18 protein-coding genes are annotated in these 20,747 nt (G+C 70.3%); 13 read left to right on the top strand and 5 right to left on the bottom strand.

Annotated features, from left to right (window positions below; genetic code table 11):
• Positions 1-22: 22 nt before the first annotated feature.
• Positions 23-733, bottom strand: coding sequence for a methyltransferase (locus ACT53U_RS08995; protein WP_476154302.1), 711 nt, complete (start codon positions 731-733; stop codon positions 23-25).
• A gap of 159 nt (positions 734-892) precedes the next feature.
• On the opposite strand from ACT53U_RS08995, the gene ACT53U_RS08990 reads away from it, so the two are divergent.
• Genes ACT53U_RS08990 through ACT53U_RS08980 form a run of 3 tightly spaced genes read left to right on the top strand, consistent with a single transcriptional unit; the run spans position 893 to position 3,221 of the window.
• Positions 893-1,195 carry a DUF4242 domain-containing protein gene (locus ACT53U_RS08990; RefSeq protein WP_476154300.1) on the top strand — a complete coding sequence of 101 codons (303 nt, stop codon included), beginning with the start codon at positions 893-895 and terminating at the stop codon, positions 1,193-1,195.
• Positions 1,196-1,207: 12 nt separating this feature from the next.
• Positions 1,208-1,912, top strand: a complete 705-nt coding sequence (locus tag ACT53U_RS08985) for a Crp/Fnr family transcriptional regulator (RefSeq protein ID WP_476154298.1) — start codon at positions 1,208-1,210, stop codon at positions 1,910-1,912.
• Between the two features lie 25 nt (positions 1,913-1,937).
• Positions 1,938-3,221 carry a cytochrome-c peroxidase gene (locus ACT53U_RS08980; RefSeq protein WP_476154296.1) on the top strand — a complete coding sequence of 428 codons (1,284 nt, stop codon included), beginning with the start codon at positions 1,938-1,940 and terminating at the stop codon, positions 3,219-3,221.
• A 35-nt stretch (positions 3,222-3,256) separates the two neighbouring features.
• On the opposite strand, the gene ACT53U_RS08975 is transcribed toward ACT53U_RS08980, so the two are convergent.
• Complete coding sequence (locus tag ACT53U_RS08975; protein ID WP_476154293.1) at positions 3,257-6,850, bottom strand: bifunctional diguanylate cyclase/phosphodiesterase; 3,594 nt, start codon at positions 6,848-6,850, stop codon at positions 3,257-3,259.
• 585 nt (positions 6,851-7,435) lie between these two features.
• On the opposite strand from ACT53U_RS08975, the gene modB reads away from it, so the two are divergent.
• The 4 genes from modB (at position 7,436) to ACT53U_RS08955 (ending at position 10,969) form a co-directional block, all read left to right on the top strand.
• Positions 7,436-8,125 (top strand): molybdate ABC transporter permease subunit, encoded by a 690-nt coding sequence (modB, locus tag ACT53U_RS08970; protein WP_476154291.1) that lies wholly within the window; start codon positions 7,436-7,438, stop codon positions 8,123-8,125.
• A complete protein-coding gene (gene modC / locus ACT53U_RS08965; protein WP_476155040.1) occupies positions 8,125-9,240 on the top strand; it encodes a molybdenum ABC transporter ATP-binding protein in 1,116 nt (371 codons plus the stop codon). Before modB ends, modC begins: the two co-directional genes overlap by 1 nt.
• On the top strand, positions 9,237-10,094 hold the full coding sequence (gene modD, locus ACT53U_RS08960; RefSeq protein WP_476154289.1) for a ModD protein: 858 nt from the start codon (positions 9,237-9,239) through the stop codon (positions 10,092-10,094). Before modC ends, modD begins: the two co-directional genes overlap by 4 nt.
• Before the next feature lie 80 nt (positions 10,095-10,174).
• On the top strand, positions 10,175-10,969 hold the full coding sequence (locus ACT53U_RS08955; protein WP_476154286.1) for a TOBE domain-containing protein: 795 nt from the start codon (positions 10,175-10,177) through the stop codon (positions 10,967-10,969).
• A 189-nt stretch (positions 10,970-11,158) separates the two neighbouring features.
• On the opposite strand, the gene ACT53U_RS08950 is transcribed toward ACT53U_RS08955, so the two are convergent.
• Both ACT53U_RS08950 and ACT53U_RS08945 read right to left on the bottom strand, forming a co-directional pair.
• On the bottom strand, positions 11,159-11,584 hold the full coding sequence (locus ACT53U_RS08950; protein ID WP_476154284.1) for a MerR family transcriptional regulator: 426 nt from the start codon (positions 11,582-11,584) through the stop codon (positions 11,159-11,161).
• Positions 11,585-11,736: 152 nt separating this feature from the next.
• Positions 11,737-11,958 carry a hypothetical protein gene (locus tag ACT53U_RS08945; protein ID WP_476154282.1) on the bottom strand — a complete coding sequence of 74 codons (222 nt, stop codon included), beginning with the start codon at positions 11,956-11,958 and terminating at the stop codon, positions 11,737-11,739.
• A 317-nt stretch (positions 11,959-12,275) separates the two neighbouring features.
• On the opposite strand from ACT53U_RS08945, the gene ACT53U_RS08940 reads away from it, so the two are divergent.
• The 5 genes from ACT53U_RS08940 to pyk all read left to right on the top strand — a co-directional run bounded on the left by ACT53U_RS08940 (position 12,276) and on the right by pyk (position 18,151).
• Positions 12,276-14,201, top strand: coding sequence for a BTAD domain-containing putative transcriptional regulator (locus ACT53U_RS08940; RefSeq protein WP_476154280.1), 1,926 nt, complete (start codon positions 12,276-12,278; stop codon positions 14,199-14,201).
• 28 nt (positions 14,202-14,229) lie between these two features.
• Positions 14,230-14,511, top strand: coding sequence for a hypothetical protein (locus ACT53U_RS08935; RefSeq protein WP_476134587.1), 282 nt, complete (start codon positions 14,230-14,232; stop codon positions 14,509-14,511).
• A 3-nt stretch (positions 14,512-14,514) separates the two neighbouring features.
• Positions 14,515-15,819, top strand: coding sequence for a YcaO-like family protein (locus tag ACT53U_RS08930; RefSeq protein WP_476154279.1), 1,305 nt, complete (start codon positions 14,515-14,517; stop codon positions 15,817-15,819).
• Entirely contained in the window at positions 15,816-16,559 is a 744-nt protein-coding gene (locus ACT53U_RS08925) for a TfuA-like protein (protein WP_476154277.1), read from the top strand. Before ACT53U_RS08930 ends, ACT53U_RS08925 begins: the two co-directional genes overlap by 4 nt.
• Before the next feature lie 182 nt (positions 16,560-16,741).
• Complete coding sequence (pyk, locus tag ACT53U_RS08920; protein ID WP_476154275.1) at positions 16,742-18,151, top strand: pyruvate kinase; 1,410 nt, start codon at positions 16,742-16,744, stop codon at positions 18,149-18,151.
• Between the two features lie 78 nt (positions 18,152-18,229).
• Here the strand turns inward: pyk and ACT53U_RS08915 are convergent, their stop codons facing one another.
• Entirely contained in the window at positions 18,230-19,078 is an 849-nt protein-coding gene (locus tag ACT53U_RS08915; protein ID WP_476154273.1) for a MurR/RpiR family transcriptional regulator, read from the bottom strand.
• A 297-nt stretch (positions 19,079-19,375) separates the two neighbouring features.
• Between ACT53U_RS08915 and ACT53U_RS08910 the strand changes: the two genes are divergently transcribed.
• Positions 19,376-20,740: a GntP family permease gene (locus ACT53U_RS08910; protein ID WP_476154271.1), complete on the top strand. Its 1,365-nt coding sequence runs from the start codon at positions 19,376-19,378 to the stop codon at positions 20,738-20,740.
• Positions 20,741-20,747 lie beyond the last annotated feature (7 nt).

Genomic DNA, 20,747 nt, shown 5'->3' with positions numbered 1-20,747 from the left:
TTTCGACGTCCTCGTTCATCGCTCACCGCGTCGCGGCGACCACCGCACGCCAGAAGCCGTCGTCGAAGATCTCGGCGCGGACGACACGATAGGCATGGGCGTGGTCGTCCAGCACCTCGAAGGCGGTGTTGGAACAGAGGCCGAAGAGCGCCACGCCGCCCTCGACGAGATGATCGGCCCCTTCCGCCAGGAAGCGCGAGAGGATGCGCCCGCCCGGATCGCTCAGCGACTGGCGGTCGATCGCCGCGTCGAAGGGGGCGTCGATCAGCGGATTGTTGAAGACGACGAGCCCGTGGCGGCGCCCGCGACAGGCCGAGAAGAGATCGCCGAGCGTCACCGTCACCGGCCGGCGCAGGCGATCGGCGTTGCGGGCGACGTTCGCGCGCGCGGCGACGACCGAGGCCTCGGAGATGTCGCAGGCCTCGACCGGCCGGTCGAAACGCGCGGTCATCGCCAGGGCGATGGCCCCGGTGCCGGTGCCGATCTCGAACAGCGGCGCGTCGTCGGGGATGGTCAGGTCGGCGAGTGCGGCGATGAAGAAGCGGGTGCTGGAACCCTCCGCCGGGTGGTAGACGCCGGCCGGAGCGACGATGGTGAACCCGTCGACCTCGAACGTCGCCGCCACGGTCTGTGCCGTGACATGGGCGCGGTGGGCGACGGCGATGTCGAACGGTTCGGCGGTGCCCGGCAGGCCGAGCCGACGATGAATGGCCTTGCGGCGTGCGTGGTCCATCGCCCGTCCCTCCCCTCGGCGTCGATCGAGGGTCGACGATGACGGCGATCGAGGCAAGAGGGGCCGCCCGCGTGACTTTGGTTCCAGCCTCGCGGCCGCACGCCATGGCAGGCTCGCCTCCGTCGGTCCCTTTCGGGATCATCACGCGGAGGAACCCCCATGGCCCCCCTGAAGTTCTTCATCGACACCCACGACGCGGCGAACGAGACGTTCCCGGCAGGCATCACGCCGGAGGCCTTCGCCGGCTTCCATGCGCAATACGAGGAAGCCTGCCGCGCCGAGGGCGTGGTGTCGCTGCGCATCCACGTCGGCTTCGCGGAAGGCCGCGCCTTCTGCTTCACCATGGCGCCCGACGCCGAGGCGGTGAAGCGGGTGCACCAGCGGGTCGGACTGCCCTTCGACGCGATCACCGAAGTCGTCACCTCGACGCCCGGCGATCTCTTCTTCGTCCGGGCCGCCTGAGGAGGCTGCGACATGGCGACCGTGTCGGTTCTGGCCCCGCGGCGTTACGATCGGGGCATGTCGATCACGCCTTCCGCCGACCTCTTCCCCTCGCTCGCCGAGCTCTCCGAGGAGAGCCGGCGGCTGGTCGCGGGATCGGTGAAGAAGATCGCCTGCGCCGGCGGCACGCCGCTCGTCGCCCGCGGCGATCTCGTCACCGGCGCCTATCTCGTCGAGAAGGGGGCGCTGCGCGTCTACTACGTCAGCGCCGAGGGGCGCGAGGGCACGCTCTACTGGGTCGAGCCGGGACAGTCCTGCATCCTGGCGCTCAACTGCATGTTCTCCCGCCTCGCCTATCCGGCCTGGGTGGAGAGCGAGGGCGAGACCGAGGTGTCGATCGTGCCGGGCGACGTCTACCGCCGCCTCTTCGCGGCCGAACCGGCGATCCAGAGCTTCACCTTCGAGGTGCTCTCCGGCCGCCTGTTCGAGCTGATGGCGCTGATCGAGGAGACCGCGAGCCAGGGGCTCGAGGCCCGCGTCGCCGCCTTCCTCATCCGCCGCGCCAAAGACGGGACGACGGTCGCCGTCACCCAGGAACAGATCGCCCGACACCTCGCCACGTCGCGTGAAGTCGTCTCGCGGGTGCTGCGCGGCCTCGTCGCCCGGCGGCTGGTCGCCACCACCCAGGGGCGGATCGACCTCCTCGCGCCCAAGGCCCTGCGCGCCCTCGTCGAATAATCTCCGTCGTTCGAAAGCAACCCCCATGTTCGACACTCTGTCCGTGCTCCCCGTCGGGGCGGCGGCGGTCGTGTGCGGCTTCTCGGCCGCGGCGCTGATCGTCTGGCGCGACCTCGGCCCCTTCGCCCGCCTCTCCAACGTCCAGCGCGTCGGCCTCGCCTCGGCGCTCGGCGCCGGCGTCATCGCCTTCTCCATCAAGCTGACGGTCATCGGCACCCTGTCGATGCTCGACCGGTCCACCCTGGCCCCGACCATCACCGATCCGGAGACCGATCAGGTCGACCGCTCGGTCGTGGTCGGCCGGCCGGTGTGGCAGGCGCTGCCGGAGGTCGCCCCGGATCCGGCCGACAATCCGACGACGCCGGAGAAGGTGGCGCTCGGCCGGCGGCTCTTCTTCGAAAAGGCGCTGTCGCGCGACGGCACGCTCGATTGTTCCTCCTGCCACGACCTCTCCAAGGCCGGTGGCGCCGACGCGCGCACGACGGCGGTCGGCATCGACGGGCAGGTCGGATCGCGCAACACGCCGACGGTCGTCAATGCCGCCTTCCAGGCGCGTCTGTTCTGGGACGGGCGGGCGCGCAGCCTGGAGGAACAGGCACTCGGGCCGATCGCCAACCCGATCGAGATGGGGGCGGATCTCGGCGAGGTGGTGGCCCGATTGTCGGCCCGCCCCGATTACGTGGCTGCCTTCGACCGCGTCTTCGGGGCGGGTCCGATCGACGCCGACAGGGTCGCCAAGGCGATCGCGGCCTTCGAACGCACGTTGATCACGCCCGACGCGCCGTTCGACCGCTTCCTGCGCGGCGACGTCACGGCGCTCTCGGAGCGGCAACTGCGCGGCATGGCGCTGTTCGAGGAGGTCGGCTGCATCGTCTGCCACGCCGGCCCCGGCTTCAGCCGGGCGAGCCTGCTCGCGCCGGAGGCCGGCGCCTCGGGCATCCGCCTCTTCCCGTCGTTGCCGTCGGACTACGAGAAGACCTATCGCCTGACCGAGGACCTCGGCGCCGCCAAGGGCGGACGCGCGGGGCTGTGGCGGGTGCCGTCGCTGCGCAACGTCGCGCTGACCGGGCCCTATTTTCACAACGGCTCGGTCGCGACGCTCGCCGAGGCGGTCCGGGTGATGGCGACGGTGCAGGCGGGCCGGGTGGTCGGCGACGGCCGGGTCGAGACGCGGATCGAGTGGTCGCCGGAGACCGGGCGGATCACCCGGCGCACGCCGTCGCCGCTCACTGAGGCCCAGGTCGGCGACCTCGTCGCCTTCCTCGAGAGCCTCACGGGAACCGTCCCGAACATCGTGACGGGAGAGTAGAGGCGCATCGCCCGCGCCCCACGTCGACCGAACCGTCAGGCGGAGGCGGCGCGTGGGCGAGGCGTGTCCGACAGGTCGCGACCGGTCAGCATCAGCGGCACGTCGCGGGCCGGCAGGGCGCGCGAGAAGAGCCAGCCCTGAACGGTGTCGCAGCCGAGCCGTTCGAGCACGGCGAACTGCTCGGCCGTCTCGACCCCTTCCGCCAGCACCTCGAGGCCGAGCGTGCGGGCGAGCTGGATCACGGTGGCGGCGATCGAGGCCGCCGTCTGGTCGTCGGCGACGTCGCGAATGAAGCTGCGGTCGATCTTGAGCTTGTCGATCGGCATGCGCCGGAGATAGGCGAGCGACGACCAGCCGGTGCCGAAGTCGTCGACGGCGAGGCGGATGCCGTGGCCACGCAGGGCTGCGAGCTTCTGGTCGAGCGCCGGCCCCTGTTCCATCAGCGCGCCTTCGGTGATCTCGATCTCGAGACGGCGCGGATCGAGGCCGACCTCGGCGAGGACCGCGGCGACCCGTTCGGCGACGTCGACGCGCTGGAACTCGCGCGGCGACAGGTTGACCGCCATCAGCTCGATCGGCAGGCCGGCATCGAGCCATTGCCGCATCTGGCGGCAGGCGGTCTCGAGCACCCATTCGCCGATCTGCAGGATCAGCCCGGTCTCCTCGGCGACGGGCAGGAAGGTGTCCGGTGGGACCAGACCGCGGACGGGATCGCGCCAGCGCAGCAGCGCCTCGACGCCGGCGATCCGGCGATCGGCGACCCGGACCAGCGGCTGGTAGTGCAGCTCGAACTCGCCGTTGTCGAGGGCGCGGCGGATGCCGGCCTCGAGGTCGAGGCGGCGCGAGGCCGCCGCCGTCATGGTCTCGTCGTAGAAGCGATGGGTGCCGCCGCCGGCCGCCTTGGCCTCGTAGAGCGCGGCATCGGCATGCTGGAGGAGCGTGTCGGCGACGACGCCGTGGGTCGGGAAACAGGCGATGCCGACGCTGCCGGAGACCCAGAGCTCGCGGCCGTCGGAGAGATCGAACACCGTCTCGAGCCGCCGGACCCATTCCCGGGCGATCGCCGCGGCGTCTTCCGCGCCGGCGATCGAGGGCAGGAGACCGACGAATTCGTCGCCACCGAGCCGCGCCAGCGTCGCGCCTTCGGGCAGGGTTGCCCGCAGGCGGTGGGCGACCGCATGCAGCAACTCGTCGCCGACCGCATGGCCGAGGCTGTCGTTGACCGTCTTGAAGCGGTCGAGATCGAGGAACAGCACGGCGCCCATGCCGTCCCAGCCGACCTGCTCGATCGCGCGATCCAGCCGCTCGAGCAGGAGCAGGCGATTGGGCAGATCGGTCAGGTGGTCGTGCAGCGCCAGATGGGTCAGGCGTTCCTGCGACTTCTTCAAGGGGCCGATGTCGGTGAAGGTGCCGACGCGATGGATCACCGCGCCGGCGGCGTCGCGAACGGTGGAGATGGTCAGCCACTGCGGGAAGACCTCGCCGTCACGGCGGCGGTTCCAGACCTCGCCCTGCCAGTGGCCTTCGGCCTTCAGCTGGCTCCACATGGCACGGTAGAAGGCCGCGTCCTGGCGACCCGACTTGACGATGCTCATCGAGCGGCCGAGGACCTCGTCGCGCGGCCAGCCGGTGATGGTGGTGAAGGCGGGATTGACCTCGACGATCACGCCGCCGGGGTCGGTGATGACGATGCCCTCGCGGGTGTCGGAGAACACGGCGGCGGCGCGGCGCAGTTCGATCTCGTCTTGTTTGCGCTCGGTGATGTCGACGTGGGTACCGACCATGCGGATCGGCCGGCCGGAGGCATCACGGACGACGAAGGCGCGCGACAGGATGTGACGCCAGTCGCCCGACTTGGCCCGCATGCGGAACTCGCAGGAATAGGCGTCGGTCCGCCCTTCGATGATGTCGTGGAGACGCGCCTTGGCATTCTCGAGATCGTCGGGATGCACCAGGGCCTCGTGGCTCTCGAGCCGATCGGGGATCTCGTCGGGCTCCCAACCGAGCATGGTCTTCCAGCGCGGCGAGAAATAGACCGACCCGTCGATGAGGTTCAGGTCCCACAGGCCGTCGTTGGCGCCGCGCATGGCGAGATCGAAACGCTCTTCGGAGATCCGCAGGGCGTCCTCGATCGCCCGGCGCTCGGTGATGTCCTCGACCACGGCGACGAGATAGGCGCCGTCGTCGACCAGCGTCGCCGAGATCCGGACGAGGACGATCGTCCCGTCCTTGCGGGCGACACGCCGCTCGGCGATGCAGTTGGGGACGAGACCGGCGAAGAGCCGTTCGACGGAGGCGGCGGCGGCGGTGCGGTCGTCGCCGACGAAGATCGCCAGCGCCGGCATGCCCATGAGTTCCTCGGCGGTGTAGCCGGTGATCGCGGTGAAGGCGGGATTGAGACGCAGCCAGCGGCCTTCCTGCGACAGATGGGCGATGCCGACGGCGACGTCCTCGAAGGTGGCACGGTAGCGATCCTCGGCGGCGGCGGCGAGCTTCTGCTGGCGCAGTTCGCGCAGGCTCGCCGTGAGCGTCTGGCGCTGCCAGAGGAAATAGGCGAGGCCGACGCAGGCGAGGAAGGCGGCGGCGAGCGAGATGCCGACGGCGAGCGCGAAGTGGCGCAGACCGGCGAGCGCGATGTCCTCGTCGATGCGCGACACCAGCGTCCAGCCGGTCGAACCGATCACGTGGGACGCAGCGATGAAGGTGCGATCGGGGGCGGCGTCCCGCACGACGATGTCGGCGACCATCGCCGAGGCGAGGCTGTCGGCCTCCTCGATCTTCGACCGGTCGATCGGGCGGACGGGCGCGCGCAACAGGACCGTGGTTCCGTTCGGCGCGACGAGAAGGGTCTCGACCTCGCCGTCCGTCGCCGCCAGGAAGCGGCCGATGTCCTTTTCGAGGTAGAGGGCGAAGATGCCGACGGCACGCGTCTCGCCGTCTTCCGCGATCGGCGCGGCGACGACGGCGCCGAGCCGGCCGTCGGGCGAGCGATCGAGCGCATGGGCGGCAGGTTCACCGCCGGTGACCGCCCGCAGGACGGCCTCGCGCGCCGACGGCGAAACGATCCGCCCGACGTCGCCGAACACCGTGTGGCCGTCGGCCGCGACGACCTCGGCGGCGCCGAAGCCGTGCAGCATGCCGTGCCAGGAGACCTCCTCGACCACGCGCTCGCGCTCGTGCGGCGCGAGCGCCCCGGCGGTCCAGGCCAGTGGGCCGGTGTCGGCGAGGATGGCCCGGGCGTCGGTCTCGCGATCGCGCAGCCAGGCCGAGAGCCCCTCGGCCTCCAGCGTCGTGATCACCCGCAGCTTGGCGCCATGGTCGTCGCGCTGTGTGGCGAAGACCACGCGATAGGCGACGTGCGAGATCACCAGGAGCGCCACCAAGGCGAAGGTCAGCGCGATCAGGGGGGCGCGCGACAGGCCGACGCCGTCGGCCGTCGGGGCGACCGTCGACGCGGGGGCATTGCGCAGCACGACGTGGATCAACGCCGCCGACATGACGACGTAGAGCAGGCCCTTGAAGGTGGCGAGCTCGGTCATGGTCGCCGGATCGGCGATCCGCGCCAACATGGCATCGGAGAAGAAGATCCAGGCCGCGGACGCCAGCACGTAGCCCAACGTCGTCCGCAACGCGTAGGATCGGTTTGCCGAACACGAAGGCGTCTTGCGTTCCTCGGATGTCATGAACTCCGTCTCGACCTCGCGATGATCCCGCCGACACAACGACGACTGATTGCATGATCACGCTTTCGGCGCAGCGGTATTCCTCTCTGTGCGAGAGATAACCCGAAGTCCGTAAAGATCTGCTTTCATGACAAAGAAAAACGCGGCTCATTCGACTCCAGGGGGCAAGAGTCGGCCGTTTCATCCTCGATGAAAGACGGATCGGCTCGACCGACCGGAGGTTTCGATCCGAGCGCGACGGAACGCTGACGTGCGGACACGCGATCGATCGCCGTCTTCTTCGTGCCGTCGATACTGGAATTCTACTTTTGCGACAGGCGACGACGCGGAAGGCATGTCGAAGGGCCCGTCGTCGTGGCGCAGGCGCGATCGACCGGTCCGCCGTCGCGCCGCATCGCGCACCGCCGCGACGCAGGACCGCACGAGCGTTGTGCAATCGCGCTATATTTCGCCATTGAATTCGGCGGTCTCCTCTCCCAAGATCGCGCCGCCGCGGCGGATCGCGGCGGACAAGAGAAGGCGACGGACGGCGTGTTCGAACCACAGGAATGGACGGCCATCGGCCTGTCGCTGAAGATCGGAACGATCGCGACCGTCGTCTCGTTGCCCTTCGCCATCGCCGTCGCCTGGGTGCTGGCGCGGCGGCGCTTCCCCGGCAAGGCGCTGGTCGACGGGCTCGTCCACATGCCGCTGGTCCTGCCGCCGGTGGTCACCGGCTGGATCCTGCTGGTGGTGATGGGGCGGCGCGGCGTGGTCGGGTCGTTCCTCGCCGACTGGTTCGGCCTGGTCTTCTCCTTCCGCTGGACCGGCGCGGCGCTGGCAGCGGGCATCATGGGCTTTCCGCTGATGGTCCGCGCCATCCGTCTGTCGCTCGAGACGATCGACCCGCGGCTCGAACAGGCGGCCTCGACGCTCGGCGCCTCGCCGCTCTGGGTCTTCGCCACGGTGACGCTGCCGCTCGCCCTGCCCGGCATCGCCGCCGGCGCGGTGCTCGCCTTCGCCAAGGCGCTCGGCGAGTTCGGCGCGACGATCACCTTCGTCTCCAACATTCCGGGCGAGACCCAGACCATCCCGGCCGCCATCTATACCTACACCCAGACGCCGGGCGGCGACCTCGGGGCCCTGAAACTGTCGCTGGTGGCGGCGCTGATCGCGCTTGCCGCACTGGTCGCCTCGGAGGTCATGGTGCGGCGCGCCGGTCGCGGGGGAGGCTTCGAATGATCGAGGTCTCGGTCCAACTCGCCCGTCGCGACTTCGCCCTCGAGGCGCGCTTTGCCGGCGACGGCGGCGTCACCGCGCTGTTCGGCCCGTCGGGCTGCGGCAAGACGACGGTGATCCGCCTCGTCGCCGGTCTCGAACGTCCGGACGCCGGGCGGATCGTGCTGGGCGACCGGGTGCTGGTCGACACCGAGAAGCGGATCTTCGTCGCTCCGCATCGCCGCCGCATCGGCCTCGTCTTCCAGGACGCACAGCTCTTTCCCCATCTCTCGGTCGCCGCCAACCTCGGCTACGGCCGCTTCTTCACGGCGGAGACGTCGCGGCGGATCGAGCGCGACGCGGTGATCGCGGTGCTGGGGATCGGCCATCTGCTCGACCGGCGGCCGGCGACGCTGTCGGGCGGCGAGCGCCAGCGGGTGGCGATCGGCCGGGCGCTGCTCACCTCGCCCGACCTTCTCCTGATGGACGAACCGCTCGCCGCGCTCGACGAGGAGCGCAAACTCGAGATCCTGCCCTTCGTCGAAGGGCTGCGCGACGAGTTCGGCATTCCGATCCTCTACGTCTCCCACGCGGTGGAAGAGGTGGCGCGTCTCGCCTCGATCGTCGTCAGGATGGATCGCGGCCGCGTCACGGCGATCGGCGCGCCGGAGGACGTCATGGCGCCGGCGGCGCTCGCCCATCCGGTCGGCCGTTTCGACACGGTGTCGGTGCTGACCGGACGCATCGCCTCGACCGACCGCACCTACGGCGTCACCCATCTCGCCCATCCCGCCGGCTCCCTCGTGCTGCCGACGGTGATCGACGACCACGGCGGCCCGATCCGCCTCGCGGTGCGGGCGACCGACGTGACGCTGGCGCGCGAGGCGCCCGGCGGCATTTCCACCCGCAGCCACATCCACGGCCGCGTCGCCGCCGTCGAGGCGGGCGGCGGCGCCTTCGTCCATGTCCGGCTCGAGCTCGCGGGCGGCGAACATCTCGTCGCCTGGGTGACGCGGCTCGGCTGGGACAGTCTGAAACTCGAGACCGGCGACATGGCCGTGGCGCTGATGAAGTCGGTGTCGATCGACGAACGCGGCGTCACCGATCGCGTGCCGCGACCGGCAGGAGACATGCGATGACCACCTTTCGACCGACCTGCGAGGAAGCCGACCGGCTGGCGCTCGAGGACGTTCCCCACGCCGACCTCACCACCGAGGCGCTCGGCATCGCCGATCGACCGGCCCGCATGCGCTTTTCCGCCCGCGATGCGCTGGTGGTCGCCGGCATCGGCATCGCCGAAGCGCTGATCGCGCGTGCCGGCGGGGCCGTCACGCGCCTCGTCGGAGACGGCGACACGGCGGCGCCGGGGACGGTGCTCCTGACGGCGACCGGACCGGCGGGCGCCCTGCATCGGACGTGGAAACAGGCGCAGACCACGGTCGAGATCCTCTCCGGCGTGGCGAGCGCGGCGCGCGAGATGGTCGAGGCGGTCGCCGCGACCGGCCGGGCCGTGCCGGTCGCCTGCACCCGCAAGGCCTTTCCCGGCGGCCGGCGCATGCTCGGGGCGGCGATCCGGGCGGGCGGCTGCGTCGTCCATCGCCACGGGCTCTCCGACACCGTTCTGGTCTTCGACCAGCACCGCATCTTCATGCCCGACGAGCCGCTCGCCGGGCTCGCCGCACGGCTGAGGGCGGCGGCGCCGGAGAAGAAGCTGGTGATCGAGGTCGCGACCCCCGAGGAGGCGCTGGCGGCGGCGCGGGACGGTTTCGACGTCATCCAGACCGAGAAGTTCACCCCCGCCGACCTGGCACGGGCGGTCGCCATGGTGAAGGCCGAGCGGCCGGCGACCGTCATCGCCGCTGCCGGCGGCATCCACCCCGGCAACGTCGGTGCGCACGTGGCGGCCGGTGCCGACGTGATCGTCACGTCCTGGCCCTACGGTGCCCGGCCGCGCGACGTCGCGGTGGCGCTCGAGCCCGACTGCGACGGATGAACGACGCGTCGCGACTTCCCGGCCGCGCGTCGGTCGGATAGACTCGAACCGTTCCCTCCCGCGATTGCACCGAGCCCCCCATGACCGACGGCAAGATCGACGCCCTCCTCGCGATCCGTTCGAGCGAAGGACGACTGCTGGTCGGACGCGAGCGCATCCACCTGCTGGAGGCGGTCGTCGAGCACGGCTCGATCACCAAGGCCGCCAAGGCGACGGGCTTCTCCTACAAGACCGCCTGGGAGGCGGTCGACGCGATCAACAACCTCCTGCCCACCCCCGCCTTCGTGACGCGGGCCGGCGGCCGGGTCGGCGGCGGCGCCGAGGTGACGGAGGCGGGACGGCGGCTGATCGACACGTTCCACCGGCTCGAGGACCGGCTCGCGGCGATCTCCTCGGCGATCGCGGAGGAGGGAATCGACGGGCTCGAGGACGCGCTGCTCTGGGCGGTCGGGCGCAAGATCTCGGCGCGCAACGTCTTCCAGACCGAGGTGACGGCGCTGAAGCGCTGGCCGGTCGACGTCGAGGTGACGCTGGCGGTGTCGTCGACCGCCGCGATCCGCGCGGTCGTCACCAATGCCTCGGTGGAGGAACTCGGGCTGGCGCCGGGCCGACGCGTCGTGGCACTGGTCAAGGCCTCCTTCGTCCATCTGATCCCGCCGGAAGAGGCGACCGGGCTCCGGCGCAACGTCTTTCCCGGCACGGTGCGCGGGCGCATCGACGCGGAGGTCAATTCCGAGATCCGCATCGACATCGGCGACGGCAAGACCATGGTCGCCGTGGTGCCACGCGAGACGGCGGAGGATCTCGGCATCGCCGAGGGCGGACCGGCGGTCGCCACCTTCGACGCCGACCACGTCATCCTGGCGGTCGACTGAGCGACCGCGATCCACATCGAATCCTGATGCCGCGAGGCGGAAATCCCGATCGATCCCTGATGCGGTTCGGCGCAGACGTCGTGCGTCGCAACCGACCGAGGGATGTCGCGATGTCGGATTGGATGTGTTTCGTCGGCGCGATCGCGCTCGTCTTCATCGCGGCCCGATCGCGGGGACTGATCTGAGGCCTCAGGCCTCGGTCGACGACGGCGCGATGTCGTCGATCCACAGGCGCAGGTCGTCGCGCAGCACCTCGAGCCGTTCGATCTCGGCGCAGAGCCCGGCGTGGCGCGCCTCGAGACGGCGGGCGAGATCGGCACGGGCCGCCTCCGGCCCGACCTCGTCGCGCAGCACCAGCAGTTCCGCGATCTCCGGCACCGGCAGATCGTATTTGCGCAGCGACACGATGAAGCCGATGCGTGCCACGTCGGTCAGATCGTAGAGCCGGTAGCGCGACGCGGTGCGACGCGGCTTGATCAGCCCGAGCTGTTCGTAGAAGCGGATGGTACGCAGAGAGATGCCGAAGCGGTCGGAGATCTCGCGAATCTGATGTTCGCGGTTCTCGATTTCGCCGCTGGCCAACGAGAATTCACAATCGAGAGGACCGAGCAGCATTCGCTTCTCCCCATGTGCAACTGTCGTCGGTCGTGCCGAGATGGGATCGGGTGTCCGGATGGGACGGCGTCGCGACGCGGTGCCGGGGATGGCACCGGTCTTCCGCGAGCGGCCCGGAGGCCGCACGGAGAGGTGTGAGGTGCGGGGGGCGGTCAACCGCGCGAGCGCGCCGGCGCCTCGAGATTGGATCGGTGCTCGACGACGGTCTGGGCGATCATGCGGAGCATGTAGACGAGAAAGTCGTCGTCCAACCGCTTGGCCCGATCGATGTTCGACAGGACCTCGCGATAGAGAACGTCGAGTTCCCTGGCGCGATCGAAGGGCGGAGCGACGATCTCCGATCGCCCGTACTGTTCGGGTCCGACATTCAGCATGCGACCGCCTCCATTTCGGGTTCGTATCACACGAGCATATCGCCGCCCCCGTCACGAGCCGACAGTTGAGACGCAGCGTAACTACAACCAAATCTTCCGCCGCGAGACGCCTTCACGGTCCGGCATCCTGCCGCGATGCAACGTATGGTTTTCAATCCAATTCATAGGGTTGTCGGTAATTTCGAGAATCGCGCAAAAGCGTCACAGCCCCCCGTCACACACCATAGCCGGGAGGCGTCGATGCGGTTTCGCGGTTCGGTCGACTGCGATATCGTCCACATCCGTCGCGTGAAGTCCGAGAGGTGCGTGGAAACCGCATGAAGGCGTCGCTGGCCCTTCTGGGAAGACCCCGTCTCGAGAGGTCCGACGGCACCGCGGTGGTGCTGCCGGCCAAGGCCTTCGCCTTGGCCGCACAGATCGTGCTCGACTGCCCGAGCCGCGAGACGACGCGCGGCACGGCCGCCGCCTTCCTGTGGGAGGCCGCGGGCCAGCAACGTCGCCGCTCGGGCAATCTGCGACAGCTGATCCAGCGCATCCTGACCGCCCAGAGCGAGAGCGGCGTGCGCGTCTTCGTCTTCGAGGACGACCGTATCCGTCTCGACGGCACGGCGGTCGGGATCGATCTCGACCTCCTGCCGACCGAGAATGCGCCGATCGACGGCGACGGCGTCCACGCGCTCGGACGCCTCTACCGCGGCGAGCTGCTCGCCGGCATCGACGAGGACGGACCGGAGTTCGCGCAGTGGCTGATGGCGCGGCGCGAACGGCTGCGCGACCTCTTCGTCAGGACCGTGGCGCCGCTGGTCGACGCCGATCCGCCGCGACTCACCGACGAACAGACCGCCTATGTCGCCCATCGCCTCGCCGAGATCGATCCCTGCGAAGAGGCCGGCTATCGCGGCCTGATCCGGCTCCACGGCCGCCGCGGCGACGCCGAGGCGGTGCAGCGCACCTTCCGCCAGTTGCAGAGCGAGCTCGAGCGCATCGTCGACGCCAAGCCGTCGGAGACGACACGGGCGGTCTATCTGGCGGCGACGCGACGCCTCGTGCCGACCCGAGAGGCCGGTTCCACATTCGCCGGCATGGCGCCCGCCTTCGCGCCGCTGGTCGGTCGCATCCGGCCGCTGATGGCCGTCCACATCCGCATCGCCTCGTTCCTGAGCGACGCGGAGGCCGAACGGGCGCGATCCCACGTCGACGAATGCGTCGATCTGCTGTGGCGGTCGCATTCGGTGACGGTGATGCGGAGCGACGACGAGCCGGGCATGCCGTCACGCCCCTTCGCGGGGTGCGACTATCGCCTCGATCTCGGCGCCAGCCGCTCCGAGGACCGTCTGGTGCTGCGTTTCCAGCTGCGCGCGACGACGACCGGCGAGGTCCTGTGGTCGTCGAAGGCGGCGCCGGACCAGTCGCCGGCCGCGCTGACGCGGGCGGTCGAGGACATCCAGCGCTACGTCGAGATCGGCGAACTGGCGGCGGGCGACCACCCCGCGAGCGTCGAACGGCAGGTCCACCGCCTGACGCTGCAGGGCGAACGCTGGCTGAAGAACATCGAGCTGCCGTCGGTCCGTCGCGCCAAGTCGCTGTTCCGCAACGCGCTGAACAGCCGCGGCGAGCACGCTCCGGCGCTCGCCGGTCTGTCGCGCGCCTTCCGGATGGAATGGCTGCTGCTCACCCGCGGCGACATGACCGAACTCGAGACGGCGGAGCACTGGGCCAAGAAGGCGATCGCCGCCGACCCGGACGACGCCCGCGGCGCCCACGAGATGGGGATCTGCCAGATCTATCGCCGCCGCTTCGAGCACGGGCTCGAGCTGCTCGAGCGCGCCGCCCGGAGTGCCCCCGCCAACGTCACCATCGCCGAGGACCTCGCCGACGCACGGGTGATGAGCGGTCTGATCGACCAGGGCCTCGCCCAGTTCGATGCCCTGCTGGCCCGCCTGCCCCACCCCAGCGACCAGCTGCTGTGGTATGCGGCCGGCGGCTTCTATCTCGCGGGCCGGTACGACCGGGCGATCGACCTGCTCGATCGCATGGTGATGCCCGACACCGCCTTCCATCTGCGCGCCGCCTGCCACGCCATGCTGAACCAGCGGGCCGAGGCCGACCACTTCGTCCGGGCGATGCGCGACCGACTGCCCGACTTCAGAATCGGCTCGCGTTCCCACATGGCGCCGCTCCGGCGACCGGAAGACCGGGAGCATTTCGAGGCGGGGCTGGTGTCGGCCGGGTTCGATCGATGAGCGATCGAAGAACGAAGAGGAGAAGCCTATGGCCAATACCGTCGTACTCAAGGTGACCGGCGACGACCGCACCTTCGTGGTGGATCTCGAGACCCTCACGGTCCAGGTGGCCGACGCCGATCTCGTCGCGACGGGCGACGAAGCCACGGTCGAGGGCATCGAATGCGCCGTGGCGCTCGACGTCCGCGCCGAGGGCGCCTCGCATGCGCTCTTCGCCAATTCCCACGCGCTCTTCGCCAACTCGCATGCGCTGTTCGCCAATTCGCATGCGCTCTTCGCCAACTCGCACGCCCTCTTCGCGGCGCGCTGAGCCATGACGACCCCCGCGCGCGCCGGCGCGCCCGAGATCGCCTCGATCTTCGCCGTCGGCGCGCGCGGCTTTCCCTCCGACTACCTGGACCGGGCCCGCGATCCGGAAGAGACCGTCGCCCTGATGTGGCCGCGCGCCGCCGAGTTCGGCCTGACGCGGCTCGCCGCGGTCACCGGTCTCGACCGCATCGGCATCCCGGTCTGGGCGGCGATGCGACCCAACTCCAAGAGCCTGGCGCTGTGCCAGGGCAAGGGCGTCTCCGACGCCGCCGCCCGTGCCTCGGCGCTGATGGAGGCGGTGGAGGTCGCGACCGCCGAGCAGGCGACCGTGCCCAGCCGGATCGCCACGACGGCCGAACTCGCCGCCGAGGGCCGCGCCTTCGACACGCTCGAGACCCTCTTGCTGCACGGCGCGACGCCGCCCGCCGCCGACGAGCCGATCGCCTGGTTCGAGACCCACGATCTCACCGGCGCCGGCACGCGGCTGGTGCCGCTCGAGGCGATCCGCCTCGACGACGCGACGACCCCCAATCGCTGGTGGCAGTCGACCGACGGTCTGGCCTCGGGCAACACCGTCTGGGAGGCGACCTTCCACGGTCTGTGCGAGCGGATCGAGCGCGACGCGCTGGTGCTCTGGTCGCTCAAGGGCGACGCCGACGTCGCCGCCGCCTGTTTCGATCCGCGCGAGCTCGGCGATCCGGTCCTCGACGGTCTCGTCGACCGGATCGAGGCGGCCGACATGCGGATCCGCCTGTTCGACACGACGTCCGACCTCGGCCTGCCGACCCACATGGCGATCCTGTCGCGTCCCCCGAGCGGCCACGAGGACAAGTGGAAGCACTTCGACCTCGCCTCCGGCAGCGGCTGTCATCCCGATCCGGTGCGCGCCGCGATCCGTGCGGTGACGGAGGCGGCGCAGTCGCGCCTGACCTCGATCGCCGGAGCGCGCGACGACTTCGCCCCCGAGATCTACGGCGCCGGCATCAACCGGGCGCTGCTGCCTTACGTCCGCGCCGAGCCGCGTGCGGGTGCCGCGCGGGCGACCGGGCGGCGGCTGGCGCGCGACGCCTATCTGCCCGAGATGATCGCCCACATGGCCGAACGCGGCGTCGGCGACGTGACGGTGGCGGTGCTCGCCGACGGGTCGCAGGGCCATGCGGTCGTCAAGGTGATCGCGCCCGGGCTCGAGAACCCGCCGGGCGAACGCCGCGTGCGTTTCGGACGTCGGGCACTCTCGGCTGCGCTGTCGGCGCGGATCGCCGCGGCCAAGGCGGCAGGGGCGGCGAAGGTTCCGGAGACGGTGGCATGAAGATCCTCTTTTCCGGCCCGACCCTGCACGGCCTCGTCCGCGACGGGCGGATCGAGGCGGCACCCGATCTCGTCTGCCGCCCGCCGGCCCGCCAGGGTGACATCTTCGCCGCGGTCGAGGAGGGCGCGACGGTGATCGGCCTCGTCGACGGCCGTTTCGACGACGTCGCAGCCCCCTGGCACAAGGAGATCCTGCACGCGCTGTCGCTCGGCTGCACGGTGCTCGGCGCCGGCAGTCTCGGGGCCTTGCGCGCGGCCGAATGCGCCGCCTTCGGCATGATCGGCATCGGCCGGGTCTACGAGAGCTATGCCTCGGGCGCCCGGTTCGACGACAGCGACGTGGCGCAGGTCCACGGCCCCGACGAGATGGAGCACCTTCCACTCTCCGAGCCGCGAGTGAACGTCGAGGCGACGCTCGACGCGCTCGTCGAGGCCGGGGCGATCGACGCCGCGACCCATGCCCGCCTGACCGAGGCGGCGCGACGCATCCACTTCGCCGACCTGTCGATGGGCGCGGTCGCGGCGGCGGCGAGCGACGATGCGGCCGAGGGCCGGCGGATCGCCGACCTGCTGGTCGCGGCCCGGGTCGACCGGAAGCGGCTCGACGCGCTGGAGCTGGTCGCGGCGATGGCCGAGCTGCCGGCCCGTCGCGGCGCGGCGCCGGCCGACTGGACGCTGGCGCTGCCGCATCGCTGGCTGCAGTTCACGGCCAGGGCACGGGCGGCGGCCGGGGCGGCGTGAGATCGGCCTCGGTGCGGGACATCGTCGAGCGCCGCCACCGCTGCATACTCCTCGCCCCCACGAGGCGAAAACACCCCGCCGGACGGCCTGCGGCCCTTTGAAACTCGATTTATTCATACTTTCGTCGTATATGGCTGGCACGAGTCTTTTCCGTCCGCCCCGCAACGAAGGATGCCCGCCCCATGCGCCGCCACCGCCGCGCCAAGATCGTCGCCACCGTCGGTCCCGCCTCGTCTTCTCCCGAGATGCTGAAGAAGCTGCATCTGGCCGGCGTCGACACCTTCCGCCTCAACTTCTCGCACGGCTCCCACGCCGATCACGAGAAGGTCTTCCGCGCCATCCGGGCGCTCGAGGCCGAGGTCGGCAGCCCGATCGGCATCCTGCAGGACCTCCAGGGTCCGAAGATCCGCGTCGGCAAGATCGCCGGCGGCCGTTTCGAGACCAAGGCCGGCGACCGGCTGCGCTTCGTGCTCGGCACCACCGAGGGCGGACCGGACGCCATTCCGCTGCCGCATCCCGAGATCTTCGCCGCCGTCGCACCGGGCCACGACCTGCTGATCGACGACGGCCGCGTCCGCGTCCGCGTCACCGCGCTCGAGGCCGCGGTGATCGAGGCGGAGGTGATCGTCGGCGGCACGATCTCCGACCGCAAGGGCGTCAACCTGCCCGGCACCATGCTCGACCTGTCGCCGCTGACCGAGAAGGACCGCGCCGACCTCGCCTTCGGGCTCGAGCTCGGCGTCGACTGGGTGGCGCTGTCCTTCGTGCAGAAGCCGGCCGACGTGATCGAGGCCAAGGCGTTGATCGATCGGCGCGCCGGTCTCGTCGCCAAGATCGAGAAGCCGCAGGCGCTCGAGCATCTCGACGACATCATCCGCCTCTCCGACGCGATCATGGTGGCGCGCGGCGATCTCGGCGTCGAGATCCCGCACGAGGACGTCCCCGGCCGCCAGAAGGAACTGGTGCGCGCCTGCCGCCGCGCCGTGACGCCGGTGATCGTGGCGACCCAGATGCTCGATTCGATGGTCGCCTCGCCGACGCCCACCCGCGCCGAGGCCTCCGACGTCGCCACCGCCATCTACGACGGCGCCGATGCCGTCATGCTGTCGGCCGAATCGGCGACCGGTCAGTGGCCGGTCGAGACGGTGTCGATGATGGACCGCATCATCCGCGCTACCGAGAGCCACTCGCTCTACCGCTCGATCGTCACCGCGACGCAGCCGCCGGAGGAGGACACCCCGCCGCACGCGGTCGCCGCCGCCGCCGCCGATCTCGCCGAGGCGATCCGTTCGCCGGCGATCGTCGCCTATACCGCCTCGGGCAACACCGCCGGCCGCATCGCCCGCAAGCGTCCGGCTCTGCCGATCCTGGCCATGACGCCGTCGGAAGCGGTGTCGCGCCGGCTGACGCTGATGTGGGGGGTGCATTCGGTGCTGTCGGGCTCGGCGACGAGCGTGCAGGAGATGGTCGACCGCGCCTGCCGCGTCGCCAAGACCCTCGGCTTCGCCACCGCCGGCCAGCCGATCGTCGTGGTCTCCGGCCGTCCCGATGCGCCGGGCACCACCAACAATCTGCGCGTCGCCGAAGTCTGAGCGGCGCGACCCTCGCGAACACGAGAACGGCGGCCGAGAGGCCGCCGTTTCCATGTCCGAACCCGCGATGTTCCGCGCTCAGGGCCGGCGCCGGCGCACCGCCTGTTTCGTCCGCTCGAGCTGCAGGCGGGCGATGTCGCCCTCGAGCAGGGCGACGGCCACGGTCAGCATGTCGCCGATCACCAGATGGGCGAGGCGCGAGGCCATCGGCGCGTAGACCTCCGAATCCTCCGACACGGCGACGGCGATGGTGACGCTGGCGAGGTCGGCGAGCGGCGAGCCGTCGCGGGTGATGGCGATGACGTCGGCGCCGGCGGCGCGTGCCTCGCGCGCGGCTTCGAGCACGTCGGAGGTGCGGCCGGAGTTGGAGATCGCCACCACGGCGTCGCCGGGACGAAGCGTCAGCGCCGACATGCAGAAGACGTGGGGATCGGTATAGGCGACGGTCGGCATGCCGAGGCGGAAGAACTTGTGCTGGATGTCCTGCGCGACGATGCCGGAATTGCCCGAGCCGTAGAACTCGATCCGCCGCGCCGCGGCCAGGATGCGCGCGGCCGTCGTGACCGCCTCGGCCGGCAGGTGTCGGCGGACCTCGACCAGGGCGGCGATCGCCCCGTCGACGATCTTGCGCGCCACCACGTCGGAGGTGTCGTCCGGGTCGACGTCGGGGTGGGCGAAATGGACCGCCTGACCGCGGTCACGGGCCAGCCGCAGCTTGAAGTCGCGGAAACCCTTGCAGCCGACGGCGTTGCAGAAGCGCACGACGGTCGGGGCGCTGACCTCCGCGCGGGCGGCGATCTCGTCCATGGTCCATTCGACCGCGGCGTCGGGCGCGGCGAGGACGAGGTCGGCGAGTTTCTGCTCCGACGGGCGCATCGCCTCACGCGCGGCCTCGAGTCGGACGAGGAAGGAAGGATCGGCGATCACGGGCGTCTCCTCGGGTGACGGGTCGGGCACCGATCCGCGGGCGCGGGGGCGCGGGGGCGCGGCGACCCTGCGACGGCGCCCGACCAGCCATGTAGTTCTTATACACGATCGCCTCCGAAACGGGCGGGAAATTCGGTCGCATACGGAAAAATCCGCTTGTGGCGATCGACTTTCGGCGTAGTTGTGTAGTAAACCTACATGGGCAGCGCCGCTGGTCGATCACGCGCTCCATCCCATGTCAGGGACACGGGATATCGGCAAGCCCCGAGAGAGGGCGCCGAGATCATGGAGGACATCATGCCATCCGCAGCCGCCGTCGCGGGACCCCAGCTCCTGCTCTATGCCCTTCTCGCCATCGTCGCGCTGGTCGTCATGATCGCGCGCTACAAGGTCAATCCCTTCGTCACGCTGGTGATCGTGTCGCTCGCCATGGGCGTCGCCGCCGGCATGCCGCTCGACAAGGTCGTCGGCTCGTTCCAGTCCGGCGTCGGCGGCGTGCTCGGCTTCATCGCCGTCGTCGTGGCGCTCGGCACCATGCTCGGCAAGCTGCTCGCCGAATCGGGCGGCGCCGAACGCATCGCGCTGACGCTGATCGGCGTCTTCGGCGAGAAGCGCGTCCATTGGGCGATCATGTTCGTCGCCTTCATCGTCGGTATGCCGGTGTTCTTCCAGGTCGGCTTCGTGCTGCTGGTGCCGCTGGTCTTCGCCATCGCCAAGCGCACCGGCACCTCGCTGATCATGCTCGGCGTGCCGCTGGTCGCGGGTCTGTCGATCGTCCACGGTCTGGTGCCGCCGCATCCCGCCGCCATGCTCGCCGTCGGCGCCTTCAAGGCGGACGTCGGCCTGACCATCATCTATGCCGTGCTCGTCGGCCTTCCGGCCGCAGCCCTCGCCGGCCCGATCTACGGCAAGTGGATCTCCCCGAGGATCATCCTGCCGGATCACAATCCGCTGGCCGAGACCCTGTCGGCGACCGGCACCCGCGAGGATCTGCCGAGCTTTGCGACCTCGGTCCTCACCATCATGCTGCCGGTCTTCCTGATGATCGGCTCGTCGATCGCCGACCTGACGCTCGCCGCCGGTACGCCTTCGCGCCAGATCCTCGACTTCATCGGCAACCCGGTGATCTCGCTGCTGATCGCGCTCGTCGTGGCGTTCTGGACCTTCGGCTTCCATCGCGGCTTCGACCGCGAGAAGATCCTCGCCTTCACCACCGACTGCCTCGCCCCCACCGCCACCATCCTGTTGGTCATCGGCGCCGGCGGCGGCTTCAACCGGGTGCTGCTCGACAGCGGCGTCGGCAAGGCGATCGCCGATCTCGCGGTGCAGCTGCACGTTCCGCTGCTGGTCCTGGCCTTCGTCGTCGCCGCGGTGATCCGCGTCGCCACCGGCTCGGCCACGGTCGCACTGACCACCGCCGCGGGCATCGTCGCCCCGATCGCGGCGGCCGCGAGTGCGGGTGCCGTGCGGCCGGAACTGCTGGTGCTCGCCACCGGCGCCGGCTCGATCATCCTCAGCCACGTCAACGACTCGGGCTTCTGGTTGATCAAGGAATACTTCAACATGTCGGTGGAGCAGACGCTCAAGACCTGGACCGCGCTCGAGACCATCCTGGCGCTCGCGGCCTTCGGCCTGACGCTCCTCCTGTCCACCATCGTCTGAGGATAGA

This window comes from Pinisolibacter sp. DMC19 (assembly GCF_056313985.1).
Note: the sequence above shows the minus strand (reverse complement) of the source record. Positions and strands in the feature narration are given on the sequence as shown.

What these genes read in the sequence shown, in the direction of transcription:
- ACT53U_RS08995 (WP_476154302.1), bottom strand. Translation starts at nt 733, where the DNA reads ATGGACCACGCACGCCGCAAGGCCATTCATCGTCGGCTCGGCCTGCCG.
- ACT53U_RS08990 (WP_476154300.1), top strand. Translation starts at nt 893, where the DNA reads ATGGCCCCCCTGAAGTTCTTCATCGACACCCACGACGCGGCGAACGAG.
- ACT53U_RS08985 (WP_476154298.1), top strand. Translation starts at nt 1,208, where the DNA reads ATGGCGACCGTGTCGGTTCTGGCCCCGCGGCGTTACGATCGGGGCATG.
- ACT53U_RS08980 (WP_476154296.1), top strand. Translation starts at nt 1,938, where the DNA reads ATGTTCGACACTCTGTCCGTGCTCCCCGTCGGGGCGGCGGCGGTCGTG.
- modD (WP_476154289.1), top strand. Translation starts at nt 9,237, where the DNA reads ATGACCACCTTTCGACCGACCTGCGAGGAAGCCGACCGGCTGGCGCTC.
- ACT53U_RS08955 (WP_476154286.1), top strand. Translation starts at nt 10,175, where the DNA reads ATGACCGACGGCAAGATCGACGCCCTCCTCGCGATCCGTTCGAGCGAA.
- ACT53U_RS08950 (WP_476154284.1), bottom strand. Translation starts at nt 11,584, where the DNA reads ATGCTGCTCGGTCCTCTCGATTGTGAATTCTCGTTGGCCAGCGGCGAA.
- ACT53U_RS08945 (WP_476154282.1), bottom strand. Translation starts at nt 11,958, where the DNA reads ATGCTGAATGTCGGACCCGAACAGTACGGGCGATCGGAGATCGTCGCT.
- ACT53U_RS08940 (WP_476154280.1), top strand. Translation starts at nt 12,276, where the DNA reads ATGAAGGCGTCGCTGGCCCTTCTGGGAAGACCCCGTCTCGAGAGGTCC.
- ACT53U_RS08935 (WP_476134587.1), top strand. Translation starts at nt 14,230, where the DNA reads ATGGCCAATACCGTCGTACTCAAGGTGACCGGCGACGACCGCACCTTC.
- ACT53U_RS08930 (WP_476154279.1), top strand. Translation starts at nt 14,515, where the DNA reads ATGACGACCCCCGCGCGCGCCGGCGCGCCCGAGATCGCCTCGATCTTC.
- ACT53U_RS08925 (WP_476154277.1), top strand. Translation starts at nt 15,816, where the DNA reads ATGAAGATCCTCTTTTCCGGCCCGACCCTGCACGGCCTCGTCCGCGAC.
- pyk (WP_476154275.1), top strand. Translation starts at nt 16,742, where the DNA reads ATGCGCCGCCACCGCCGCGCCAAGATCGTCGCCACCGTCGGTCCCGCC.
- ACT53U_RS08910 (WP_476154271.1), top strand. Translation starts at nt 19,376, where the DNA reads ATGCCATCCGCAGCCGCCGTCGCGGGACCCCAGCTCCTGCTCTATGCC.